The organism is Fusibacter bizertensis (assembly GCF_029914245.1).
GTDB lineage: Bacteria > Bacillota > Clostridia > Peptostreptococcales > Acidaminobacteraceae > Fusibacter_C > Fusibacter_C bizertensis.
Genome location: NZ_JARYZI010000003.1, coordinates 1 through 21,795, shown reverse-complemented (window position 1 = coordinate 21,795; position 21,795 = coordinate 1). Strand labels below are relative to the sequence as shown.

The following is a 21,795-nucleotide window of genomic DNA, read 5'->3' as shown; positions in this document are numbered from 1 at the left end:
TCACCTGTAACAAGAAAGTTAATAAGTTGGAACCTATGTTTTCGTATGATTACCGAGCTTCCAAAATTTTATTAATGGTGTACAGTTTAGGTTTTCTAGGAATTAAAAATTTTGGAGGAACAAAAATGATTAACGGAACAGTAAAATGGTTTAACTCAGAAAAAGGATTTGGTTTCATCACTGGTGAAGATGGTAATGATGTATTCGTACATTTCTCACAAATCAACAAAGAAGGCTTTAAATCTTTAGAAGAAGGCGAGCCAGTAAGCTTTACTATCGCTCAAGGTCCTAAAGGTCCTCAAGCAGAAAACGTAACACCAATTAGATAATTTACAAAGGCCTCGGATTTTCCGAGGCTTTTTTTATTGAAGTCACAACTTGTTTCTTATTAAGATAGAAACTATAGTTAATATATGAGAAGGTTTGTTTCATTGTTTTTTAGTGAATCACGATTAGATTTTCATTAACTTGGTTTCTAAACTGTGTTATGGCTTGATAATCGGGTATGTATACATACAGCATTTACAATGGCATAAAAAATGATATAATGATTATCAGACTATAAGATAAGGAGCTGAAGACATGTTTGCAATAGGTAAGATTCAAAAGGCATATGTCAATCGATTTTCCGATTTTGGACCATTTTTAAGCAACGAGAAAAATGGTGAATTTGAGGTGTTACTTCCAAATAAATTTGCACCAAAGGATTTGAAACTTGATGATGAATTAACGGTATTTATATATAGAGATTCTGAACAAAGATTAACTGCAACGATCCAAACACCACTTATATCTTTAGGTGAAATAGCGTACCTTGAAGTGGTAAGTAGTATAAAAAGTGGTTATTTCCTCAATATGGGATTGGACAAAGATTTGTATATGCCGTACAACGAAACTAAGGGAAAACCTCAAAAGGGGCGCAAAGTTTTGGTGATCGCATATTTGGACAACCAAGACCAATTAAGTGCAAGTATGAAAATTTTCAATCATTTACAAGATGCAAGCCATTTTAAGGTAGGTGAGCACGTTAAAGGTACTGTTTACGAAATCAAACCAGAAATGGGTGCTTTTTTTGCAGTGGATGATCGTTACCACGGACTTATTCCTAAGCATGAGCTTTATAAAGAGATTAAAGAAGGTGCGAAAATTGAAGCGAGAATTACTAAAGTTCGTGAAGATGGTAAAGTAAATTTAAGTGTTAAAGAAAAATCGGCTGTTCAAATTAATGATGATATTGATATCATTATGAAAGCTCTTACCGATTCAGAAGGCGTGTTATATCTCAATGATGAAAGTGAACCAGAAGATATCAAACGAAAATTGAACATCAGTAAGCGCGCATTTAAGCGAGCAGTAGGTAGATTGTTAAAAGAAGGAAAAATTCAAATATTTGAAGAAGGCATTCGTTTATTGGATTAGATTTTTGTAAAAGGATAGGTGGTTATATTTGAAGGTCATTTTGATGGTATGTAATGGCGGACTCTCAGGACAACATTTCTTAAAATCTTTAGCAGCAGCTGCTGAAACCGAGGGCTATAAAGCGGGTATAGATTTTGGTGGTGTTTTATATGACAAAAAAGCAATTTCTAAATATCTAGATGTAGATTATTTGTTTTTGTTTGCACCTGCTACAGAGATTACTAAAGATGCGATGGATAGTAGCTTTGTAAAAATTGATACTATTTTACTTGCACCTCAGGTTCGTTACATGTTAGCGGCAATGCGTGAGCTAAGTCATGGAAATGACATTAAATGTATTGCAATTGAACCTGTCACTTTTGCAGAACTTGCAGTTAAAGAGTGCTTTAATCTAATAAAATAGCAAAAAAACACCATTTTTATGTTAAAATTTTAATTTATTTAGTATAATAGAAAGAGAGTTAGTTATAGGGGTGATCAAATGAGCGATAAAAATAAAGTAACCGTCAAAATAATGGATAGAGATTATACTTTAGTGAGCGAAGATGCGCGTGAGCACATGCAGCGTGTTGCTAATTTTGTCGATGACAAAATGAGAGAAACCTATAATGGAAATAAAAAGCTAAGTACCTCAATGATTGGTGTTTTAACTGCTCTGAATATCGCAGATGAGTTATTTAAAGTAATCATCGAAAAAGAAGAGTTGGAAAAGCGAATCAATTCACCACAGTATGAGTTGAAAAGTGCTAGAGATGAATTGGGTGCTGTTGTTTCCGAGTACGAAAAACGTAGTCAGGCATACGAAAAAATGATACAAGAATTTTCGAGATTAATTGACTCTTCCAATATATATGAGACGGGCGTTGCGCAGCTTAAAAAGCGTATGGACAAACTGGATATAGATTTACGTACAAAGGAAGAAAATTTAAGAAAATCGAGAAATGAAGTTCTTGAGCTTGAAAAAGAGTTTTCTCATAAAGAAGGTCAGTCTAGTATGATTGATTTTGATGATGAAACGACGAAATAAACATTAGGCGCCTTGGACAAAGGCGCTATTTTTATGTAAATATGAGGTGGATATGAATAAAATTGAATTGTTAGCACCAGCAGGTTCTAAAGAAGCTCTAGTTGCAGCAGTAAACGCAGGCGCAAACGCAGTGTATTTAGGCGGGAAATCTTTTGGTGCAAGACGTTCGGCATCTAATTTCACCGATGATGAGCTAAAAGAAGTTATTAGTTACTGCCATATGATGAGTGTTTCTGTATATGTAACGGTTAATACGTTGATAAAAGAAGAAGAATTTGTAGATGTGATGAACTTCATCAAATTTTTATATGAGAATGATGTAGATGCAGTTATTCTACAGGATATTGGTTTGCTCATGGAAATAAGAGAACGTTTTCCTGAACTTCATTGTCATGCGAGCACACAGATGACATTTCATGATCTTGAAGGTGTTAAATATGCTGAAAGGATGGGGTTTTCACGTGTTGTTCTCTCGCGTGAATTGAGTTTTCAAGAAATTGAGTCAATAAGCCAAAATACAAATCTTGAAATCGAATTTTTTGTACATGGCGCACTTTGCATATCGTATTCAGGACAATGCTTAATGAGTAGTTACATTGGCGGAAGAAGTGGAAATAGAGGTGCTTGCGCACAGCCATGCAGAAAAGCATACAAGGTAAAAAACTTATCGACAGGATTTCAAACTGATGATGCCTTTTTCATGAGTCCTAAAGATTTGATGACATATGATCAGATCGAAAAACTCAAAACTTTGGATAATATATCACTTAAAATTGAAGGTAGAATGAAAGGCGCAGATTATGTTTATTCAGTAATATCATCCTACAGACGTGGATTAGACGAGGGATTTGACGAAGTAAGTGGAGATAACTTCAAGAGAACTTTTAATAGACAACTCAGCAATGGTTTTATGTTCGATACACCTTATGAGAAACTAATGAATTTTGAAATTCCGAGTTCATACGGGACACCTGCAGCTAAGGTGATTTCAATTAGTGATGGGAAGATGACACTTCAACTTTTAGATCAACTCAACAAAGGTGATGAACTACAATATCGTTTTAAAGGAAAAACAGTTGGTACAAGGGCCGATGTGATTATGATCGGTGATACACGTGTGCAAACGGCCGCTTCAGAAACGTTTGTTAAAATCCCATTTAAACATAAGGTACCAGAAAATGCTGTTTTATATAAAACATATGACAAGACTTTTATCGATGAAATGTTAAAAAATAGCGAAATCCAGAAAATAATATACTTCGTCAAGTTTTGTTTCGAAGCAAAACTCGGTCAAAATCCAGTCTTAATTGGTGAATTTTCTGATCCAAAAGCAACTAAAATTACGATTAACTCTGATAAAATAGTGGAAAGAGCAATCTCTAAAGCCTTGAATGAAGAACGCGTTGTTGAACAGCTTTCAAAACTTGGTGGAACGCCTGTCGCAATTGAAAGTGTTATTTGTACGATTGATACTGAGGTGAGTATACCAGTTAGCGAACTTAATGCTATGAGAAGAAGATGTATCGAAGAATTTTTGAGTATGCAATCAGTTAGGTATAATCGGAGAAAAAGCAATGATCAGAGCATAAAAGCGATAAAAAATAATGATGATTCAATAATAAATAAAGATGAACTGCAAAATACAGTAAATTCATTTCATCTGATTTTTAGAGATGCCAACCATTTGAACCAAAAATTATCTCAACTTGAAAATTTAGATTTTAATTCAAAATCATTTGAAGTTAAGTTATATCTCAATGACTTTAAAGGATTTAATCAAAATTTCGAAGCTCTTTTAAGCTACGATGTGATTCCACTTCTTCCAAGAATTATAAGGAGTGATGATAAAGTTGAGATTCAACTTTTTTTAAAACGATATCACAATACAAGACCAAATGGTTTTATTAGAATATCTCATATTGGACAACTTGAACTGTTAGCGCCATATGCATTTGAAGTTGAAGCAGACTACCCTTTAAATATTATTAATTCCTCTGCAGTAAAACAACTCGAAGGACAGAATATCAAAAGTTTTGTATGGTCAACTGAAATGACAAAAGAGGAAATCAAAACTAGCAATACAAAACTCAATCCAAAATTTAAAAATTGCAGTAGTGCTTTTATATATGGACATTTACCACTTATGTTGTCTGAATATTGTCCGGTTGGAGGCGCATTTGTTGGACATGACAAGTGTATGCTATGTAAAAAGAATGAGTTTGCATTAGTTGATGATCACAATCTTGCATATCCATTATTTTGCGATCCAGAGCATTGCCGTGCTGAAGTTATGTCTGACCAAAAAATAAATTTGATTGACCAAATCAAAGCGCTAGAAAAAATTGGAGTTTACCAATATAGACTTGCAATGGATTGTTATAATTTTGATTGTAGTCGTCTGTTATCTTCAATTTTAGAGAGTGATTCTGTTGACGAAATAAGAGATCAAAATCGATTTGATCACGAACTACACACAAAAGGAAATTTTATAAAAGGAATCGAATAAATTCTGAGTAAAGTAGCATTAATAGTAGGATTATAAGACATGATTGGATGCTATAGGAGGAAAAATATGAACGAAAAAGCATTACGTGTTCTTGAATACAACAAAATAATTGACATGTTAGAAAGCAAAGCGACTTCATCACTTGGCAAAGACATGTGTCAATCACTTAAGCCTAGTTCAGAGTATGAAGAAGTACAAAGTTGGCAAAAGGAAACCTCTGAAGCAGTTATGATGATGCTTCAAATAGGTACGCCGCCTATTGGTCCTATTTTTGATTTGACTGCGTCTCTTAAAATGGCAAGTATTGGAGGGTGCTTATCACCTAAACAATTACTCGAAGTGGGAGATGGGCTGCGCACTTCAAGAAGTATTAAAAAATATATATCGTCTAATGGTGTAAACAAAGATAAATATCCTGTTCTTTTTACACTTGCAGATGGTCTTCAAAATCATATAGAATTAGAAAAACATATTGAACAATGTATTTTAACGGAATCTCAAGTTTCCGATAATGCATCTTCTGAATTAAGACGGATAAGAAAAAGCATAGAAAGCAAGAATGCAGCAATTAGAAATAAGTTAGAGTCGATGATTACATCGCCTGTATACCAAAAATATCTGCAAGATTCATTGATTACTATTAGGCAGGATCGCTTTGTAATTCCTGTTAAAAGTGAACACAAAAATCAAGTTAAAGGACTTGTACATGACCAGTCTGCAAAAGGAAGTACTTTCTATATTGAACCACTAGCAGTTGTTGAACTCAATAATGAGCTTCGAGAACTGGTGATGCAGGAACATGCAGAAATCGAAAAAATATTGAGAATGTTAACAGAAGAAGTTGCCGTTGTTGCACCTGCTATAGCCGTAAATATTGAGATTCTAACCAAAATCGATTTTTTATTTGCTAAAGGTAAATTCGCGTTAGACATCAAAGCTGTTGAGCCTGAAATAAATCAACATAAAAGATTCAGAATTAAAAATGGAAGACATCCACTATTGCCAAAAGATTCTGTTGTACCAAGTAATATATGGCTCGGTGATCACTTTACAACGCTATTGATAACGGGACCAAATACAGGCGGGAAAACTGTAACCTTAAAAACAGTGGGCTTACTCACGCTTATGGCTCAAGCGGGATTGCATGTACCTGCTGATTATGGAACGGAACTCACGTTATTTGATGAAGTCTTTGCTGATATTGGGGATGAACAGAGTATTGAACAGAGTTTAAGTACTTTTTCATCTCATATGACAAATATCGTTAAAATTTTAAGAGACGTAACAGCAAACTCTTTGGTACTTTTTGATGAACTCGGTGCGGGTACTGACCCTACAGAAGGTGCCGCACTTGCAATGTCTATATTAGATCAACTTAAAAGTAAAAATATTCGTACGCTTGCTACAACACATTATTCTGAGCTTAAAGAATATGCGATAATTACTGAAGGTATTGAAAATGCATGTGTTGAATTCGATGTTGAAACACTAAGTCCAACATATAAACTATTAATTGGTATCCCAGGAAAATCAAATGCATTTGAAATTTCTGAAAAACTCGGCTTAAATACAACCGTCATTGCCAAAGCACGTGAATATATCCATAAAGATGATATCCGTTTCGAAGATATTCTTGCTAATATTGAGAAAAACCAAAAGCAGATTGAAACTGAAAGAGATGAAGCAATCAGGATGCGACTAGAGATTGAGAAGCTAAAGAATTCTCTGAAGGATAAAGAGGATAAATGGCTAAGACAACGAGATGATCTTGCAAAAAAAGCAAAAGATGAAGCGAGAGCGATTTTAAAAGAAGCAAAAGATGAAGCCGATGAGATTGTTAAAGAGCTTCGAAGTATTAAATCTTCTGCAGATCAATCGAGAAATAAAGAAATCGAAGAGATGCGCCGTAGATTGTCGGATGGTATTAATAAAAATTCTGATTCTGCAATTGATGCTGATGTGATCAATGAGTTTGCACCAGAAAAACTTTTAGTAGGTGATTCGGTACGGGTACTTAGCATCAATCAAGAAGGAACGGTTATTACCCTTCCCAATGATAAAGGTGATTTGTCAGTTCAAGTCGGATTGATGAAGATGAATGTGAATCTAAAGCAACTTTCAGTGATTAGTAAGAAGAAAAAAGATGAAAAAGTTTACAATAAAGTACGAGAATTTGTTTCAAAAACAGCCAGTATTAGTCCTGAGATAGATGTAAGGGGCAATAATACTGAAGAAGCTATAGCAATACTTGATAAGTACTTGGATGATGCTGCGATATCTTCACTTAGTCAAGTGAGAATCATTCATGGTAAAGGCACTGGTGCGCTTAGAAAGGGCTTACAAGCCTATTTCAAAGGACATCCTCACGTTAAAAAATTTGAAGATGCTGCTTACAACGAAGGTGGAAACGGAGCAACAGTGATTATCTTGAAGTAAATTTGGAGGTTGAGATGTTCAAGGTAGATTTAAATGCTGATGTAGGAGAAAGTTATGGCGACTTCATAGTTGGCGAGGATGACCGTCTAATTCCCATTATAACATCTGCAAATATAGCTTGTGGGCTCCATGCAGGAGATTATAAGATAATGGATCACACGGTTAAACTCTGTAAAAAGTATGGCGTTAAAATTGGTGCCCATATTGGTTTCAATGATATTTTTGGATTTGGTAGACGTAGTTTTCCAATTGACTCAAATGAGCTAGAAATGCTTATCTCATATCAATTAGGTGCTTTGATGGGTGTTTGTAAAATAAATGATGCCGAGATTAATCACGTGAAGCTACATGGTGCACTATATAATATAGTTGCAAATGATTTAAATCTATCGAGAACATTGATACTAACTGTTAGAAGATTTGATGCTTCGATTAAAATATATGGTCTTTCAAGGAGTGAAACTGAAAAGGCTGCTTTTCTATTGGACCATCCTTTTTATGCTGAGGTTTTTTCGGATCGCGCTTATCAAAGTGATGGTCAACTTGTTTCTAGGAATAAAAACAATGCGCTCATTAATGACGCTGAGATCATTGTCAAAAGAATGATTCATCTCATCAAAACTGGACAGATTTCTGCAGAGAATGGCGATATGATTACGCTAAAAGCAGATACAATTTGTATCCATGGCGATCAAATAGGTGCAGCTGTGAAAGCTGATAAATTAAAAAGTGCCTTAGTTGAATCAGGAATCGAAGTCAAAAGTGAATAATTTGAGGAATAATCTAATGACATATGTGACGCTAAATGATAGAACACTGGGCATATATTTTGATCAAAAGATTTCAAGACATATTAATTTAACTGTAATTACACTTTGTCATGAACTCGAAGTGTTAAAAGTAGAAGGCATTAAGGCTATACAGCATACGTATCATATGATTGCAGTACATTATGACCCTTATATAATTGATGAATCTAACCTTAAAGAGATTATAGCTAATATATCCTTAGATGTTTCTTTAGAAGATTCTAAAAGTGAGGTTGTTCGCATTCCTGTATTATATGATGGACCAGACCTTGATCAAGTCTCGATTGCTCATAATTTGACAATAGATGAAGTGATAAATATTCATTCAGGTGTTCAATATTATGTGTATTTTTTAGGTTTTTCAGCTGGTTTTCCATATCTCGGTGGACTAGATCCTCAAATTGCTACACCGAGGCTTAAAACACCGCGTTTAAAAGTAAAAGCTGGGTCAGTAGGTATCGCAGATCAACAAACTGGAATCTATACTGTCGATTCGCCTGGCGGATGGAATATCATAGGGAGGACACCTCTTAAATTGTTTGATCCTAGTAAAGACCAATCTTGTATCTTGCGTGCAGGATGTAATATCGAGTTTTATCCAATAGATGTTCATACTTTTAACATGTTAGAATCAGGTGATGCAAATGACTAAATTGAAAATTTTGAAACCGGGATTATTGACGACTATTCAAGATCGAGGAAGATTTTTAGGGTTATCGCTTGGATTGGCGCAGTCGGGTGTAATGGATAATTTTGCATATGATATTGCACTGTTGTTAATTGAAAGTGAAGGTGAACAACCAGTAATTGAAGTGACAGGTGGGCAATTTTGTATGGTAGTAGACTGTGAATGCGAAATTTCAATTACGGGTGCAGATAGTGAAGTTTATATTAATGAAGTGAAAATCCAGTTGTGGCAAAGTTACCAGCTAAGAAAAGATGATAAAATTGAGATCAAAAATGTCAGTTTTGGTTTAAGAAATTACATCGCAGTTAAGGGAACTTGGCATACAGTGGATTTTTATAAAAGTTCATGTTCCACCGATTTGAAAGCAAAACTAGGTGGCTATTTAGGAAGGCAATTAAAGCTAAATGATGAAATTTTCGTTGATGAACAAGTATCAAATATTAAAAAAATTGCAAAGATAGGTTTAGAGAGTAAGAGCTCAAGTAAGCAATCTTATTTTTCACAAATTAGATTAAAGGATAAGTTAATTCGTGTATGTGACGGACCTCAGATCAATGCATTTACTAGTGAAGTGATTGAGCAGTTTTTCAGTAACGTTTATGAAGTAAGTCCGTTTTCTGATAGAATGGGCATTAGATTAGTGGGGAATAAGATTTCACATAAAGTAAATGCGGACATTATCACAGATGTTGTTGCGTTTGGAGCAATACAGATTCCAGGTGATGGCATGCCAATTGTTATGATGGCGGATAGACAAGCAACAGGTGGGTATACGAAAATTGCAAATGTTATTTTTGAAGACCTTTCTATCTTAGCACAAGCCAATCCAGGTGATCAGATTCGGTTTTTAAGAACTGGAGTTGAAACAAGCAAAGCAAATAAAATTGAAATTGATAAGTATAACCTTGTGGATGTAAGGCAATATAAAATGACGCTTGAAGAGGATAATCCTTCATCAAACGTCATTAAGAATTTTAATGTTTTAGTTGAGACGATAACTTAACCAAAAATTGAGATTAGTTTTTGTCTAGTATAGATTTCATATAAAGTAAGTCAGCTTGCTCTGGATATTTTTTAAGCCCTTTCTCGATAACATCCAAAGAACGATTAATTTTTCCCTCAGTGTAATAGTAATATGCACCTGAGACAAATAGGTCTTCACTAGATTGAATCTTTAAAGTACCAAATACAATAGGTAGAACTAAAAGTAATACAGTGAGCATTTGATAAGGTGCTCTTTTTTTAACCCATATTTTTTCAACGTTTAAGCCTAATGCACTTGCGATTACAAATCCAGAGATTAAACCACCAATGTGACCAGCCATATCAATATTGGGGGTTATAAATCCAAGCACTAGATTGATGCCTATAAGGATCAACAAATCGGTACCATAAAGACGTTTGTAAACCAATGGATTGAGTTTGTATAAAAACAAGTTAGCACCCATAAGACCAAATATTGCGCCAGAGGCTCCAACGGATACACCTGGTACAAGTAGAAAACTTGCTCCTGATCCTACTAATCCAGATAAAAAATATATGAGCAAAAACTTCTTTTTCCCAAAAAAACGTTCTATATCTCTACCGAGAATATAAAGTACCATCATGTTGAAAATCAAATGCATGATACTTGCATGAAGAAACATCGCGGTAAATAAACGCCAATATTCGCCAAGGCCAATTAAAGCATTAACTTTAGCTCCAAGAGTTAGCAAACCATCACCGGAGACTAAATTGAATAGCTGAGTAAGTAAAAACATGATGACATTGATTACTATAAGACCTTCGGTAAGCGTCAAAATCTTGATTCTATTCCTGATTCGATTCTTGTAATAATTGATGTTAGGCATTGTTTGCTCCTTAATTTTTGATCGTGTAAATAATGTTGTGAAATTTTAAATCAAGTTACCATATGATGATTATACTATTTAAACGACAATAAGAGAAATATTATCATGTGAATTCATAAAAACTTTACAGAAAATATGTAAGTCTTCATAATTATGTGGGATTTACCATTAAAAATATAAAAAAGCGAACAAAATTATTGAAAAAACACTGTTTTTATGCTAAACTTAATCACAAATTGAAAAATCTATGATTGGAAAAGTAATTATAATGTCCCTTTTTAGCGAGTCGATGTGGGTGTGAGATCGATAATACATTGTAGTGAAAAGAGCCCATGAGATACCGAAAGGTCGGCTGTCACCGTTATCGACATTGAGTGAGAAGGAATCCCTTCTAAAAAGAGTGGCAACGCGGAAATTTTCGTCTCTTATTTAGAGGCGATTTTATTTTTTTTTGAGGAGGCATTATGATAAATTACAAAGAATCAATTGCTAAAGCATTGGAAGCAAATATCGATGTTTTGAGCTACGATGAAATACTAACTTTAGTTGAGCATCCTAAAAACACTGAAATGGGCGATTATGCATTTCCATGTTTTAAACTTGCAAAAGCATTCAAAAAGGCACCCAATGCGATTGCAGAAGAACTTGCATCCAAAGTAAGTAACGAAGAATTGTTTTCAAAGGTTGAAGCGATTGCTGGATTTTTGAATTTTACGGTAAATTCAGAGCATTTTGCAAAAAATATAATTGAGGAAGTTTTAAAACTAAATTCTAAATATGGTGCTTCCAGTATTGGTGCCAATAAGAAAACAATCATTGAATATTCATCAGTTAATATAGCGAAACCTTTTCATATGGGGCATATTAGAAGCACGATGATTGGGGAATCACTTCACAGAATCTATAAGTTTTTAGGTTATGATACTGTTGCAATTAATCACTTAGGTGACTATGGAACACAGTTCGGAAAATTAATTGTCGCTTATAAGTTATGGGGTGACAAAGAACTGATCGACGCAAATCCAATTCCCGAATTATTGAAAATTTATGTAAAATTCCATCAAGAGGCAGAAGATAATCCTTCTTTGGAAGATGAAGCAAGAGCTTGGTTCACGAAACTTGAAAATGGAGATGAAGAAGCTGTAGCACTTTGGACGTTATTTAAAGATATGTCACTAAAAGTTTTTAACCGTGTCTATGGAAAATTAGGAGTTACATTTGATTCTTATGCAGGAGAAAGTTTTTATTCAGATAAAATGCCTGCAATTGTTAAAGAGTTAAGAGATAAAAACATCGTTGAGAAATCTGAAGGCGCAGAGATTGTCAATCTTGAACCTTATGGATTAACACCTGCCTTAGTAACGAAAAAAGATGGTTCTTCTCTTTATTTGACGAGAGATTTGGCAGCTGCTAAGTATCGAAAAGAACATTATAATTTTGATAAAAATATCTATGTAGTTGGAAGTGCACAAAAACTTCATTTTCAACAATGGATTAAAATTGTTGAATTGATGGGGTATGATTGGTACAAAGATTGTGTACATGTTGAATTCGGTATGGTTGCATTAGAAGATGGCGCACTTTCTACACGTAAAGGCAATGTTGCATTTCTTGAAGATGTGCTTGATAAAGCTGTGGAACAAACACTACTAATCATCAATGAAAAGAGTCCTGAACTAGAAAACAAGGAAGCTGTTGCTAGACAAATTGGTGTTGGAGCAGTTGTATTCCAAGAGCTTTATACTTCAAGGACAAAGGACTATTCTTTTTCGTTAGAAAAGACGCTTTCTTTTGAAGGAGAAACAGGTCCTTATGTTCAATATACGCATGCGAGGGCATGTAGTGTTCTACGTAAAGTTGAGATAAATGACGACGTTGCACCTGATTATTCGGCACTTACAGATGAAGCATCAAAAGATGTTGTAAGGACGTTGTCAAAATTTGGTGAGATTGTGGCACTTGCTCATAAAAATTATGAGCCGCATACAGTAGCAAGATATGCAATTGAACTTGCTCAAGGTTTTAACAGATTTTATCACGACAATCCAATTCTAGTTGATGATAAGCAGATAAGAGCGGCAAGGGTAGCACTTGTTCAAGCGACTGAGATTGTTTTGAAGAGTGCACTTCATCTTGTTTGTCTAGAAGCGCCAGAGAAAATGTAAACTGTATAAAAAGAGCTGAAATCAATTGTGATTTCAGCTCTTTTATTAAGTCATAACTGTTTTGTGACAGAATCTGCTGGCTCGATGCCCGAAGATTCTTTTATTAGTTAAATTTTTTCAAATCGATTAACACATTTTTTTAGAGATTGAATGGTAAGGTTTTCCTTAACAATAAAATCACTAAATTCTATACCTTTCAACCTTTTGTGAATATCTGCAATTTCACTGGAAGTTAAAATTACAATAGGTAGAAAATCAAATTTTGAGCTCTTTATATTTGATATGAGTGATTCAGCACTCATATCGCTGAGTTCCATACCTGTAAAAATCACATCAATATCGTGTTTTGCTAAAATTTTAAATAAATCATCACCGTTACTAGTTCCAATATAATCGTAACCTAGTCTCAATGCCATATCATGAACGACGCGTCTAAAAAAGTCACTGTATTCAAAATGAAGTATTTTCATGGCCTCTCCTTATTGTCGCTGTTATTTGATTGCAAATCAATTTCTTGAATTCTTTGATTAAGTTCTTGAGTCCTTTTTATTATGGAAGCTAATTCGTCTGTAGATAATTTTTTATGCATATACAGGTTTCTAGATCATTTCTGATGATTGAGATTACTTCTTCAGTGCTTCCCAATTGTATACTTTTTAAGTATAACATATTTTATATCACGACCACAGTGTAATTTGTAATTCCTAGAATTATTAAGTCGTGTTATACTAAGTAATAAGTTTTACTATTGATAGCAATTTAAAGGTGTTGAAGGAGTTAAAATGAAAATATTACTAATGTCGTTGAATTCGAAATACATTCATACAAATTTAGCGATTCATTATTTAAAAAATTATATTTGTAAGCATAATCCCGATCATAAAAGTGAGATCATACTAAAGGAATATACGATAAACAACGAGATGGATTATGTGCTAAGAGATATTATCAAAGGAGATTATGATTATATACTAGTTTCAACGTATATTTGGAATATTGAACCTTTAAGTATATTATTCACTAATTTTAGACAAATCAATCATCATACAAAAATTATTTTTGGAGGTCCAGAAGTTACTTATAATCCTAAAACCCAACTAGAGAGACATGCTTTTCTAGATGCGGTTATGGTAGGAGAGGGTGAGCAAATTTTTAATGAGTGGATTAATCAGCTTGAAAGCAACAATAAATCTGAAGCATTTACTCAAACTAGAGGAATCATCTATAGAGATGATGACCAAATTATCAGTAATTCACCGATGCCATTAATAGAGGATTTGGATTGTGTACCGTTTGCATATGATACTAATTTACTTTTAGGCAATAAGATTTTATACTATGAAAGTTCCAGGGGATGCCCATATAATTGTTCTTATTGCTTATCCTCTGCAGAAAAAGGTGTACGTTATTTCTCGTTAGAACGAGTAAAACATGATTTAGACCAATTCCTAAGTCATAAAGTGCCACAAGTTAAATTTGTAGATCGAACATTTAATGCAAAAAAAAGTCATGCACTTGAAATTTTAAATTATCTAGTAGACCAAGACAATGGTGTGACGAATTTTCATTTTGAAATAACTGCGTCACTTTTAGATCAGGATTATTACGATGTAATGGAAAAAGCAAGATCAGGATTGTTTCAGTTTGAAGTAGGTATACAAACCACATATCAACCCACTATGCATGCAATTCACAGACCAATTGAGTTTGAAAAAGTCAAAACTGCATGTATGAAAATTATGGAGATCGGTGGTATTCATTTGCATGTTGACTTAATTGCAGGCCTTCCTTATGAAACATTTGAGAGGTTTTTAATTTCTTTTGATGAAGTATACAATATAGGTGCAGAACAATTACAGCTTGGTTTTTTAAAAATCCTTGAAGGAACAAAAATTCAGGTAGAAGCACCAGAACACCAGTATTTGATAAGAAAAGAATCGCCCTATGAAGTACTTCAAAATAAGTATATAAGCTTTAAAGAGATGACTAGATTAAAAGAGATAGAAACGCTAGTTGAATATTATTATAATTCAGGAAAGTTTGTCCACTCTTTAAATTATGTGATTAAAAGTAATGAAATTTCTCCAAGCGAATTTTATTTAAATTTAGCAGCATATTTTAACAGGAATTATTATTTTGACGCAGCAATTGGCACTTATAGACTATATGAAATTCTTGCAGATTTTTATAAAGAGAACTATGAAAATCTAGAAGTTTTTTTAGACTTGTTAAAAGTAGATTATCACTATGCAAATTTAAAAGGTCAAAAACCACTTTTTAATTACATTGAAATTAAGAATTTTAACAATAAACGTTTAGAATTATTAAATGATGAAGCATTTAGAAAAGAGACTCTAAATATAGATGGGAATATACCTGCAAAACAAATACTCAAAAACGTAGAATTTATTACATTAGGTTATGATATAATGACTTTAATCAAAAGTGATTATAAAGTAGTGAAACAAAAGATTAATGTGGTTATGTTTGATTATAATCAATCTGACCAAACTGCTATAATTACAATAGAAGATTCGAAATTTATCAAAGAAGGTGAGGTTATTTAATGAATAGAGTGCTTATTCATCACAACATAAAAGCAGATTCAATGCATGTAAAAAAAGAGTTGACAGAATTACTTGAAACAAAGGGAAAGCTAATTGTAAATGAAGATCCAGATGTAATAGTTGTTATTGGTGGTGATGGCACGATGCTCAGCGCTATTAGAAAGTATAAACATCTTCGTAAACCCTTTGTAGGGATAGATACTGGTACGTTAGGATTTTTAACAACGATTATGCCCAACAAATTAGAAAAAATATTTGATGTTTTAGACAGTAAAAATTATCGCATAAATTCATATCCGCTATTAATGGTAAATACGAAAACATTAAGTGGTGATGTTTATACTGAATTCGCTTTCAATGAAATAACTATAAAACATGTAGAGCCTAAATTAATGGAAGCGAAAGTTTACTTAAACACGAAGCCATTTAATTATTTTACAGGAGATGGTTTAATCATTTCTACACCTATGGGAGCTACTGGTTATGCAATTTGGGCTGGTGGCGCTGTAATTCACTCTGATATTCCCGTATATCAAATTACACCGTTAACGCCGAATGATAATAGTGTCAATAGACCAATGAGTTCAACGATGATTGTTCCAATTGAAACTATATTGGATATAAATATTGTAAAGGCGCATAAGAGAAAGGTGATTGTAGCATGTGATGGCATAAAATTGTCGAATGAGTACATTGAAGATATCCATGTTAAAGTTGCTGACGACTTAACTATAGATGTAATTCGTTCGGATGAGTTTGATTATTTTGATTTGTTTAAAAGAAAAATTATAGATAAAAATATTAGACGTGTACTTGAATAAGCTGAACTGTTAACAAATCTCTTTAGAATGAAAGGATTTACAAATGCATAATAAATTTAATGATATCATGGCTAAAATGTTGAAACGATTTATTGATGAAGTTGTCTTTATTGAATTAAAACCTGGGCATAGCCTGTCTATTAAAGGTGTTGATTTTCCAGAGAACATTACTTTACCTGTTTTTATAGATGATTTAGCAAAAGGTATAAAAGCCAATGAGGTTGAAGAAATTCCCGTGTTAGGTTTGATTAAAGGTTTAGTTTATATTGTTGGTTCAGAAGCTAGAATTGAACACTATAATTTTTATGTGTCCCTACTAGTGGCATTAGATAACCAAATTACAGATACGCATGCCAAATTAGTTACAAGTATCTTGATGGATGGCCTAAGACTTGCAGATGATCAGCATTATGCCAATGCAATTTTATATTTTAATGCAGTACTAAAATTAGACCCAAGCAATGTTGATGCATTCTATAATATGGGAAGAAGCTTTCAAGATTTAGCCAATGAGGATGAGAGAAGTGAACTAAAAAAACTTGCAAAGTATTGTTTTGAGAAATGTTTGGAGTTTGATCCTGACTTTGCTTATTCTCATTTTAGTTTAGGTTTTCTGTTTTATAATGAAGAAAATTTTCAGTTTGCTCAGATGCATTGGCTTCATGCCCTTCGAATAGGATTGACAGATGAAATGAAAGAAGAAGTTGTAGTTGGACTTGGTCGAGTAAAAGATAAGGCTGCTTATGAAAAAGGTTATGAGCTAATACTATCTGGAAGAGTCGACGAAGGACTTGAGATTTTAAAAGCGCTGGAAGAAGATCACGATGAATGGTGGAATTTACTATTTTTTATCGGTGTTGGTTATAGAATGCAAGAACAATATGAAGATGCACTCTCGTATTTTTTAAAAGTTATGTCATTGAATACTGGTCATATTCAGACGATGAATGAACTTGGAATTTGCCTTTTATCACTTGGTGATTATGATGAAGCAGAAAAATATTTTAAAGAAGCAATAAGACTATCGCCACAAAATGCTGAAATAATATGCAACTTGGGCATTGTCTATTATAATAGAGGTGATGATTTGACTGCTAGATCGTATTTTCAAAATGCTAGTGAACTTGCACCAGATGATGAAGTCGTACAAATGTGGAAAGATCATATCAATAAAAAGCTTATGTAGAGATCTAAAATATTTTGGTCCTAGACGAACAAATTCGTCTATGGACCTTTTATTTTTGTGATATGAAGTTTTTTTATTATTAATGAAAACTATTGAAGCATTCAACAAATTATAGTAGAATGAGATGAGATTAAAATTTTTGTGGAACACATCTAAAAATAATGTAAAAGGTGAAATTATGATTAAAAAACTTGACGAATTGTTAGCAGTTGCAAAAAAAGGCAAAACTATGAAATTGATTGTTGCTGCAGCGCAAGATGAAGATGTGCTCGGTGCAATTTGTAAAGCTGCAGAGGAAAATTTAGTAGATCCTGTTTTAGTAGGCGATAAAGCTGAAATTGAAAGAATTGCTAAAAAAGATGGCTTAGATCTAAAAAACTATGAAATTCACGATATAGTTGATTTGACAGAAGCAGCGAAATTTTCAGTGAAGCTTGTGTCAGAAGGAAAAGGCGATTTTTTAATGAAGGGTTTAATTGATACGTCAATTTTACTTAAAGCGGTTTTAGACAAAGAGTTTGGCCTAAGAACTGATCGTTTGCTCAGTCATGTGATGATTTATGATGTTCCTCATTATCATAAATTGATCTACCTCACTGATGGTGGCATGAATATTGAGCCAACATATGAGGAAAAAGTCAAAATCACTGAAAATGCTATCGATGTTTGTAGAGCTTTAGGTAATGAAGTTATAAAAGTAGCTGCAATAGCAGCTAAAGAGAAAGTTAATGCTAAAATGCCTACAACAGTGGATGCTAGAAAACTTCAAGAGTTATGTACTGAAGGTAAGTTTGGTAAAGATGTTATTGTTGAGGGGCCTCTAGCTCTGGATTTGGCAATTTCTAAAGACGCAGCTGAGATTAAAAAGTTTAAAAGTGAAATTGCCGGAGATACTGATATTTTATTAGTACCTACTATTGAAGTTGGAAATGGTATCGGTAAAACATTGACTTATCTAGCAGGAGCTGAATCTGCTGGGATAATTATGGGAGCTAAAGTTCCCGTAGTTTTAGTTTCAAGAGCAGATAGTTACGAGGCGAAGTTGAATTCAATTGCACTTGGTAGTGTAATTGCATCTTATAAGGGTCAAAAATAGTATTTGAGTTTATGAGTTGTCATTGGCGAAGACATACAAAATAAGGAGTTTAACAGATGAAAGTTTTATTAACTGGTAATGAAGCGGTTGCTAGAGGTGCTTTCGAGGCGGGCGTAACATACGCTAGCGCATACCCAGGTACACCAAGTACTGAAATTCTCGAAAATATGATTGAGTACAAAGAAGATTTAATTGCTGAATGGGCACCAAATGAAAAAGTGGCTTTAGAGTCTGTGATTGGCGCATCAATGGCGGGTGCGAGAACGCTTGCAGCTATGAAACACGTTGGTGTAAACGTTGCTGCCGATCCACTTTTCACAATTGGATATACTGGAATTACGGGTGGTCTTGTTCTTGTGTCTGCAGATGATCCGGGTTGTCATAGTTCACAAAACGAGCAAGATAATAGATATTATGCTAAGTTTGCTAAAATTGCAATGTTAGAACCTAGTGACTCTGAAGAATCAAAAGAATATGTGAAAGCTGCATTTGAAATTTCCGAAAAATTTGATGTTCCTGTTTTATTCAGAATGACAACAAGAGTTTGTCACTCTAAAGGATTGGTAGAACTTGGCGAGCGTAAAAATGTAGAAATCATTCCATATAAGAAGCAACCACAGAAATTTATTTCAGCACCTGCACATGCAAAGATGCTTCACCCTATCGTAGAAGATAAATTGGTGAGATTAGAGCAATTTTCAAACGAAACAGAACTGAATCGCATTGAGTGGGGCTCTAAAAAAATTGGAATCATTACTTCCGGTGTTGCATATAACTATGCTAAAGAAGTATTTGGTGATGATGCATCATACTTGAAATTAGGTTTTACATTCCCGCTCCCAATGGATAAAATTAGAGCTTTTTCTAAAGAAGTTGAGACGCTGTATGTAATCGAAGAACTTGAACCATTTATTGAAGAACAAATGAAAGCTGCTGGTATTTCTTGTATCGGTAAAGAAAAAATTTCCAGAATTGGAGAACTTAATCCTGATATAGTAGCAAAAGCCCTTCTTGGCATTGAAAAAGAAACAGTAAAGCCCGATCCAGATCAAATTGTAGGCCGTCCTCCAACTTTGTGTGCTGGATGCCCCCATAGAGGTTTCTTTTTTGCACTGAGTAAAAAGAAAAATGTCGTTATAACTGGTGATATTGGTTGTTACACACTTGGATCAGCAGAGCCTTTAAATGCTACGGATTCAGTAATTTGTATGGGTGCTTCAATTTCTATGGGGCATGGCGCTTCTAAAGCATTTGCTAAGAACAATGTAGATAAGAAGGTTGTAGCTGTTATTGGTGATTCAACATTTTTCCATACAGGAGTAAATTCATTAATTCATGTAGCATACAACAAAGGTAATACAGTAAGTGTAATCTTAGACAATAGAATTACTGGTATGACAGGCCATCAAGAAAATCCGGGAACAGGCTTTTCATTACAAGGCGATCCAGCAAATATGATCAATATTCCGGATCTTGTAAAAGCTATAGGAATAGAGCATGTAGTAACTGTAAATCCACTTAAATTAAAAGAAGTAGAATCAGCACTTGATGAGGCGTTTGCTTTTGATGGTCCATCAGTAATTATTACAAGATGGCCATGTGTCCTTAAAAACTTTTCAGAAGCAGATATTAAAGAGTTTGATTTAAGTAAAAAACAGTGTCATGTTATTGAAGATAAATGTAAGGGTTGTCGAGTTTGTACGAAAACTGGTTGTCCAGCTATAAGTTTTGACAATAAAACTAAGAAAGCTAAAATAGATAAATATATGTGCGTTGGCTGTGAAGTATGTCTCCAAGCATGTCCATTCAAAGCCATAGAAAGGGTTGGTGAATAGAATGTCTGAAGTTAAAAATATACTTTTATGTGGTGTTGGTGGTCAAGGTATCATATTAGCATCTAAAATATTAGCAACTGGTCTAATTAAGGCTGGCTATGATGTTAAAATGAGCGAAGTACATGGTATGGCACAGCGCGGTGGTAGTGTAACGACTCAAGTAAGATATGGAGAAAAAGTTTATTCTCCAATTATTGGGAAAGGTCAAGCTGATGTACTTGTATCTTTTGAAACGATGGAAACTCCTAAATGGTTAGATTTTGTAAAACCTAATGGGAAAGTAGTTATCAATGCCTATGAAATACCTTCTGCTACAATTTTATCAGGAGCCGCTGAATATCCTCAAGGTGTAATTGAAGATATATCATCAAAGATCAATACAACTGTTTTCAAAGCTGCAGAACTTGCTGAAAACCTAGGCAATATTAAAACTATGAATGTAATCGTAGTTGGTGCTCTTGTAAAGGCTATGGGGCTTGTAGAAATGGTTGATTGGAATGAAGTGATTAAAGAAACAGTTAAAGAGAAGTTTGTTGATATCAATATTAAGGCTTTTGAAATAGGAATTAACCAAGTTCAATAGGTCTTAGATACTGTATTTGTAACTTGTTCCTAAAATTAAATAAATGCTGACTTTTTCATATAATTGAAAGGGTCAGCTTTTTTTATAAATTTGAATTTTACAAGAAGAGATAATTATTGAATAAGAACCAAATTTACAATGGCTAAAAGGGTCTAATCTAGTTGAATTATCAGAATAGTTTTTCTTTTAATTTTGGGGTTGACGCAAAAAATAAATGGTGTTATTATAACTAAGCGGTATTTGTTAGCAATTAGTTGTTTGAAACAATCTAATTTTGAGTACAAATGAAACACCGACATTTATGTAAAATCTATGTAAAAAACTTTCTTGAAAACTCAAATAAAGATATTGACATTAGAAATAATCGATGATATCATAATAGAGTCGCCGCAAGACATTGCGGACATGAGAGAATTTAAAACAGGACCTTGAAAATTGAATAGCGCAAATGAAAAAAACCAAAAACGTAATTCTTTTGAAGATGTCGATTTAAAGCAATTTAAATTGAAACTCCAAAGAAAAACAATAAAACAACTTAACAGTTGTTTCCGGATAAACTTTGCAGAAAGTTTATACAAACGTAAGAGAAATCTTACAAAAGCAAGTTAGCTCATTTATGAGATAACAGGCAAACTTTAAAATTATATTTAAGAGTTTGATCCTGGCTCAGGATGAACGCTGGCGGCGTGCCTAACACATGCAAGTCGAGCGCGATTAAGTGGAACTGAGACTTCGGTCAAAGAGAAACTTATGAAAGCGGCGGACGGGTGAGTAACGCGTGGGTAACCTGCCCCATACAAAGGGATA

At 33.8% G+C, this 21,795-nt stretch carries 18 protein-coding genes, 1 rRNA gene and 1 other annotated feature; of the genes, 17 read left to right on the top strand and 2 right to left on the bottom strand.

Going from position 1 to position 21,795, the window contains the following annotated elements:
- Nucleotides 1–128 precede the first annotated feature (128 nt).
- The 9 genes from QE109_RS05365 (at nucleotide 129) to QE109_RS05325 (ending at nucleotide 9,888) form a co-directional block, all read left to right on the top strand.
- Nucleotides 129–329 (top strand): cold-shock protein, encoded by a 201-nt coding sequence (locus QE109_RS05365; protein ID WP_281093695.1) that lies wholly within the window; start codon nucleotides 129–131, stop codon nucleotides 327–329.
- A 253-nt stretch (nucleotides 330–582) separates the two neighbouring features.
- Nucleotides 583–1,419: a CvfB family protein gene (locus QE109_RS05360; protein ID WP_281093385.1), complete on the top strand. Its 837-nt coding sequence runs from the start codon at nucleotides 583–585 to the stop codon at nucleotides 1,417–1,419.
- A 28-nt stretch (nucleotides 1,420–1,447) separates the two neighbouring features.
- Nucleotides 1,448–1,822: a PTS sugar transporter subunit IIB gene (locus QE109_RS05355; protein WP_281093384.1), complete on the top strand. Its 375-nt coding sequence runs from the start codon at nucleotides 1,448–1,450 to the stop codon at nucleotides 1,820–1,822.
- 78 nt (nucleotides 1,823–1,900) lie between these two features.
- Entirely contained in the window at nucleotides 1,901–2,446 is a 546-nt protein-coding gene (locus tag QE109_RS05350; protein WP_281093383.1) for a cell division protein ZapA, read from the top strand.
- Between the two features lie 52 nt (nucleotides 2,447–2,498).
- Complete coding sequence (locus tag QE109_RS05345; RefSeq protein ID WP_281093382.1) at nucleotides 2,499–4,952, top strand: U32 family peptidase; 2,454 nt, start codon at nucleotides 2,499–2,501, stop codon at nucleotides 4,950–4,952.
- 66 nt (nucleotides 4,953–5,018) lie between these two features.
- Nucleotides 5,019–7,388, top strand: coding sequence for an endonuclease MutS2 (locus QE109_RS05340; RefSeq protein ID WP_281093381.1), 2,370 nt, complete (start codon nucleotides 5,019–5,021; stop codon nucleotides 7,386–7,388).
- A 14-nt stretch (nucleotides 7,389–7,402) separates the two neighbouring features.
- Complete coding sequence (locus tag QE109_RS05335) at nucleotides 7,403–8,158, top strand: 5-oxoprolinase subunit PxpA (RefSeq protein WP_281093380.1); 756 nt, start codon at nucleotides 7,403–7,405, stop codon at nucleotides 8,156–8,158.
- Nucleotides 8,159–8,174: 16 nt separating this feature from the next.
- Nucleotides 8,175–8,849, top strand: a complete 675-nt coding sequence (gene pxpB / locus QE109_RS05330; RefSeq protein WP_281093379.1) for a 5-oxoprolinase subunit PxpB — start codon at nucleotides 8,175–8,177, stop codon at nucleotides 8,847–8,849.
- A complete protein-coding gene (locus QE109_RS05325; RefSeq protein WP_281093378.1) occupies nucleotides 8,842–9,888 on the top strand; it encodes a 5-oxoprolinase subunit C family protein in 1,047 nt (348 codons plus the stop codon). The genes pxpB and QE109_RS05325 overlap by 8 nt, the downstream gene beginning before the upstream one ends.
- 13 nt (nucleotides 9,889–9,901) lie before the next feature.
- Here the strand turns inward: QE109_RS05325 and QE109_RS05320 are convergent, their stop codons facing one another.
- Nucleotides 9,902–10,735, bottom strand: a complete 834-nt coding sequence (locus QE109_RS05320; protein WP_281093377.1) for a rhomboid family intramembrane serine protease — start codon at nucleotides 10,733–10,735, stop codon at nucleotides 9,902–9,904.
- A gap of 238 nt (nucleotides 10,736–10,973) precedes the next feature.
- Nucleotides 10,974–11,164 (top strand) — a binding site (T-box leader).
- Between the two features lie 38 nt (nucleotides 11,165–11,202).
- Between QE109_RS05320 and argS the strand changes: the two genes are divergently transcribed.
- The gene (gene argS / locus QE109_RS05315; RefSeq protein ID WP_342637116.1) at nucleotides 11,203–12,900 is read left to right on the top strand and encodes an arginine--tRNA ligase; all 1,698 of its coding nucleotides are present in this window, start codon (nucleotides 11,203–11,205) and stop codon (nucleotides 12,898–12,900) included.
- Between the two features lie 107 nt (nucleotides 12,901–13,007).
- Here the strand turns inward: argS and QE109_RS05310 are convergent, their stop codons facing one another.
- Complete coding sequence (locus QE109_RS05310; protein ID WP_281093375.1) at nucleotides 13,008–13,370, bottom strand: response regulator; 363 nt, start codon at nucleotides 13,368–13,370, stop codon at nucleotides 13,008–13,010.
- A 312-nt stretch (nucleotides 13,371–13,682) separates the two neighbouring features.
- On the opposite strand from QE109_RS05310, the gene QE109_RS05305 reads away from it, so the two are divergent.
- The 7 genes from QE109_RS05305 to QE109_RS05275 all read left to right on the top strand — a co-directional run.
- Nucleotides 13,683–15,467 (top strand): B12-binding domain-containing radical SAM protein, encoded by a 1,785-nt coding sequence (locus QE109_RS05305; RefSeq protein ID WP_281093374.1) that lies wholly within the window; start codon nucleotides 13,683–13,685, stop codon nucleotides 15,465–15,467.
- A complete protein-coding gene (locus QE109_RS05300) occupies nucleotides 15,467–16,288 on the top strand; it encodes an NAD(+)/NADH kinase (RefSeq protein ID WP_281093373.1) in 822 nt (273 codons plus the stop codon). Before QE109_RS05305 ends, QE109_RS05300 begins: the two co-directional genes overlap by 1 nt.
- Before the next feature lie 43 nt (nucleotides 16,289–16,331).
- A complete protein-coding gene (locus QE109_RS05295; protein WP_281093372.1) occupies nucleotides 16,332–17,474 on the top strand; it encodes a tetratricopeptide repeat protein in 1,143 nt (380 codons plus the stop codon).
- Between the two features lie 178 nt (nucleotides 17,475–17,652).
- Nucleotides 17,653–18,570 (top strand): bifunctional enoyl-CoA hydratase/phosphate acetyltransferase, encoded by a 918-nt coding sequence (locus QE109_RS05290; RefSeq protein WP_281093371.1) that lies wholly within the window; start codon nucleotides 17,653–17,655, stop codon nucleotides 18,568–18,570.
- Nucleotides 18,571–18,626: 56 nt separating this feature from the next.
- Nucleotides 18,627–20,405 (top strand): indolepyruvate ferredoxin oxidoreductase subunit alpha, encoded by a 1,779-nt coding sequence (iorA, locus tag QE109_RS05285; RefSeq protein ID WP_281093370.1) that lies wholly within the window; start codon nucleotides 18,627–18,629, stop codon nucleotides 20,403–20,405.
- Nucleotide 20,406: 1 nt separating this feature from the next.
- Nucleotides 20,407–20,988, top strand: coding sequence for an indolepyruvate oxidoreductase subunit beta (locus tag QE109_RS05280; protein WP_281093369.1), 582 nt, complete (start codon nucleotides 20,407–20,409; stop codon nucleotides 20,986–20,988).
- 643 nt (nucleotides 20,989–21,631) lie between these two features.
- Nucleotides 21,632–21,795, top strand: a 16S ribosomal RNA gene (locus QE109_RS05275); the annotation flags it as partial.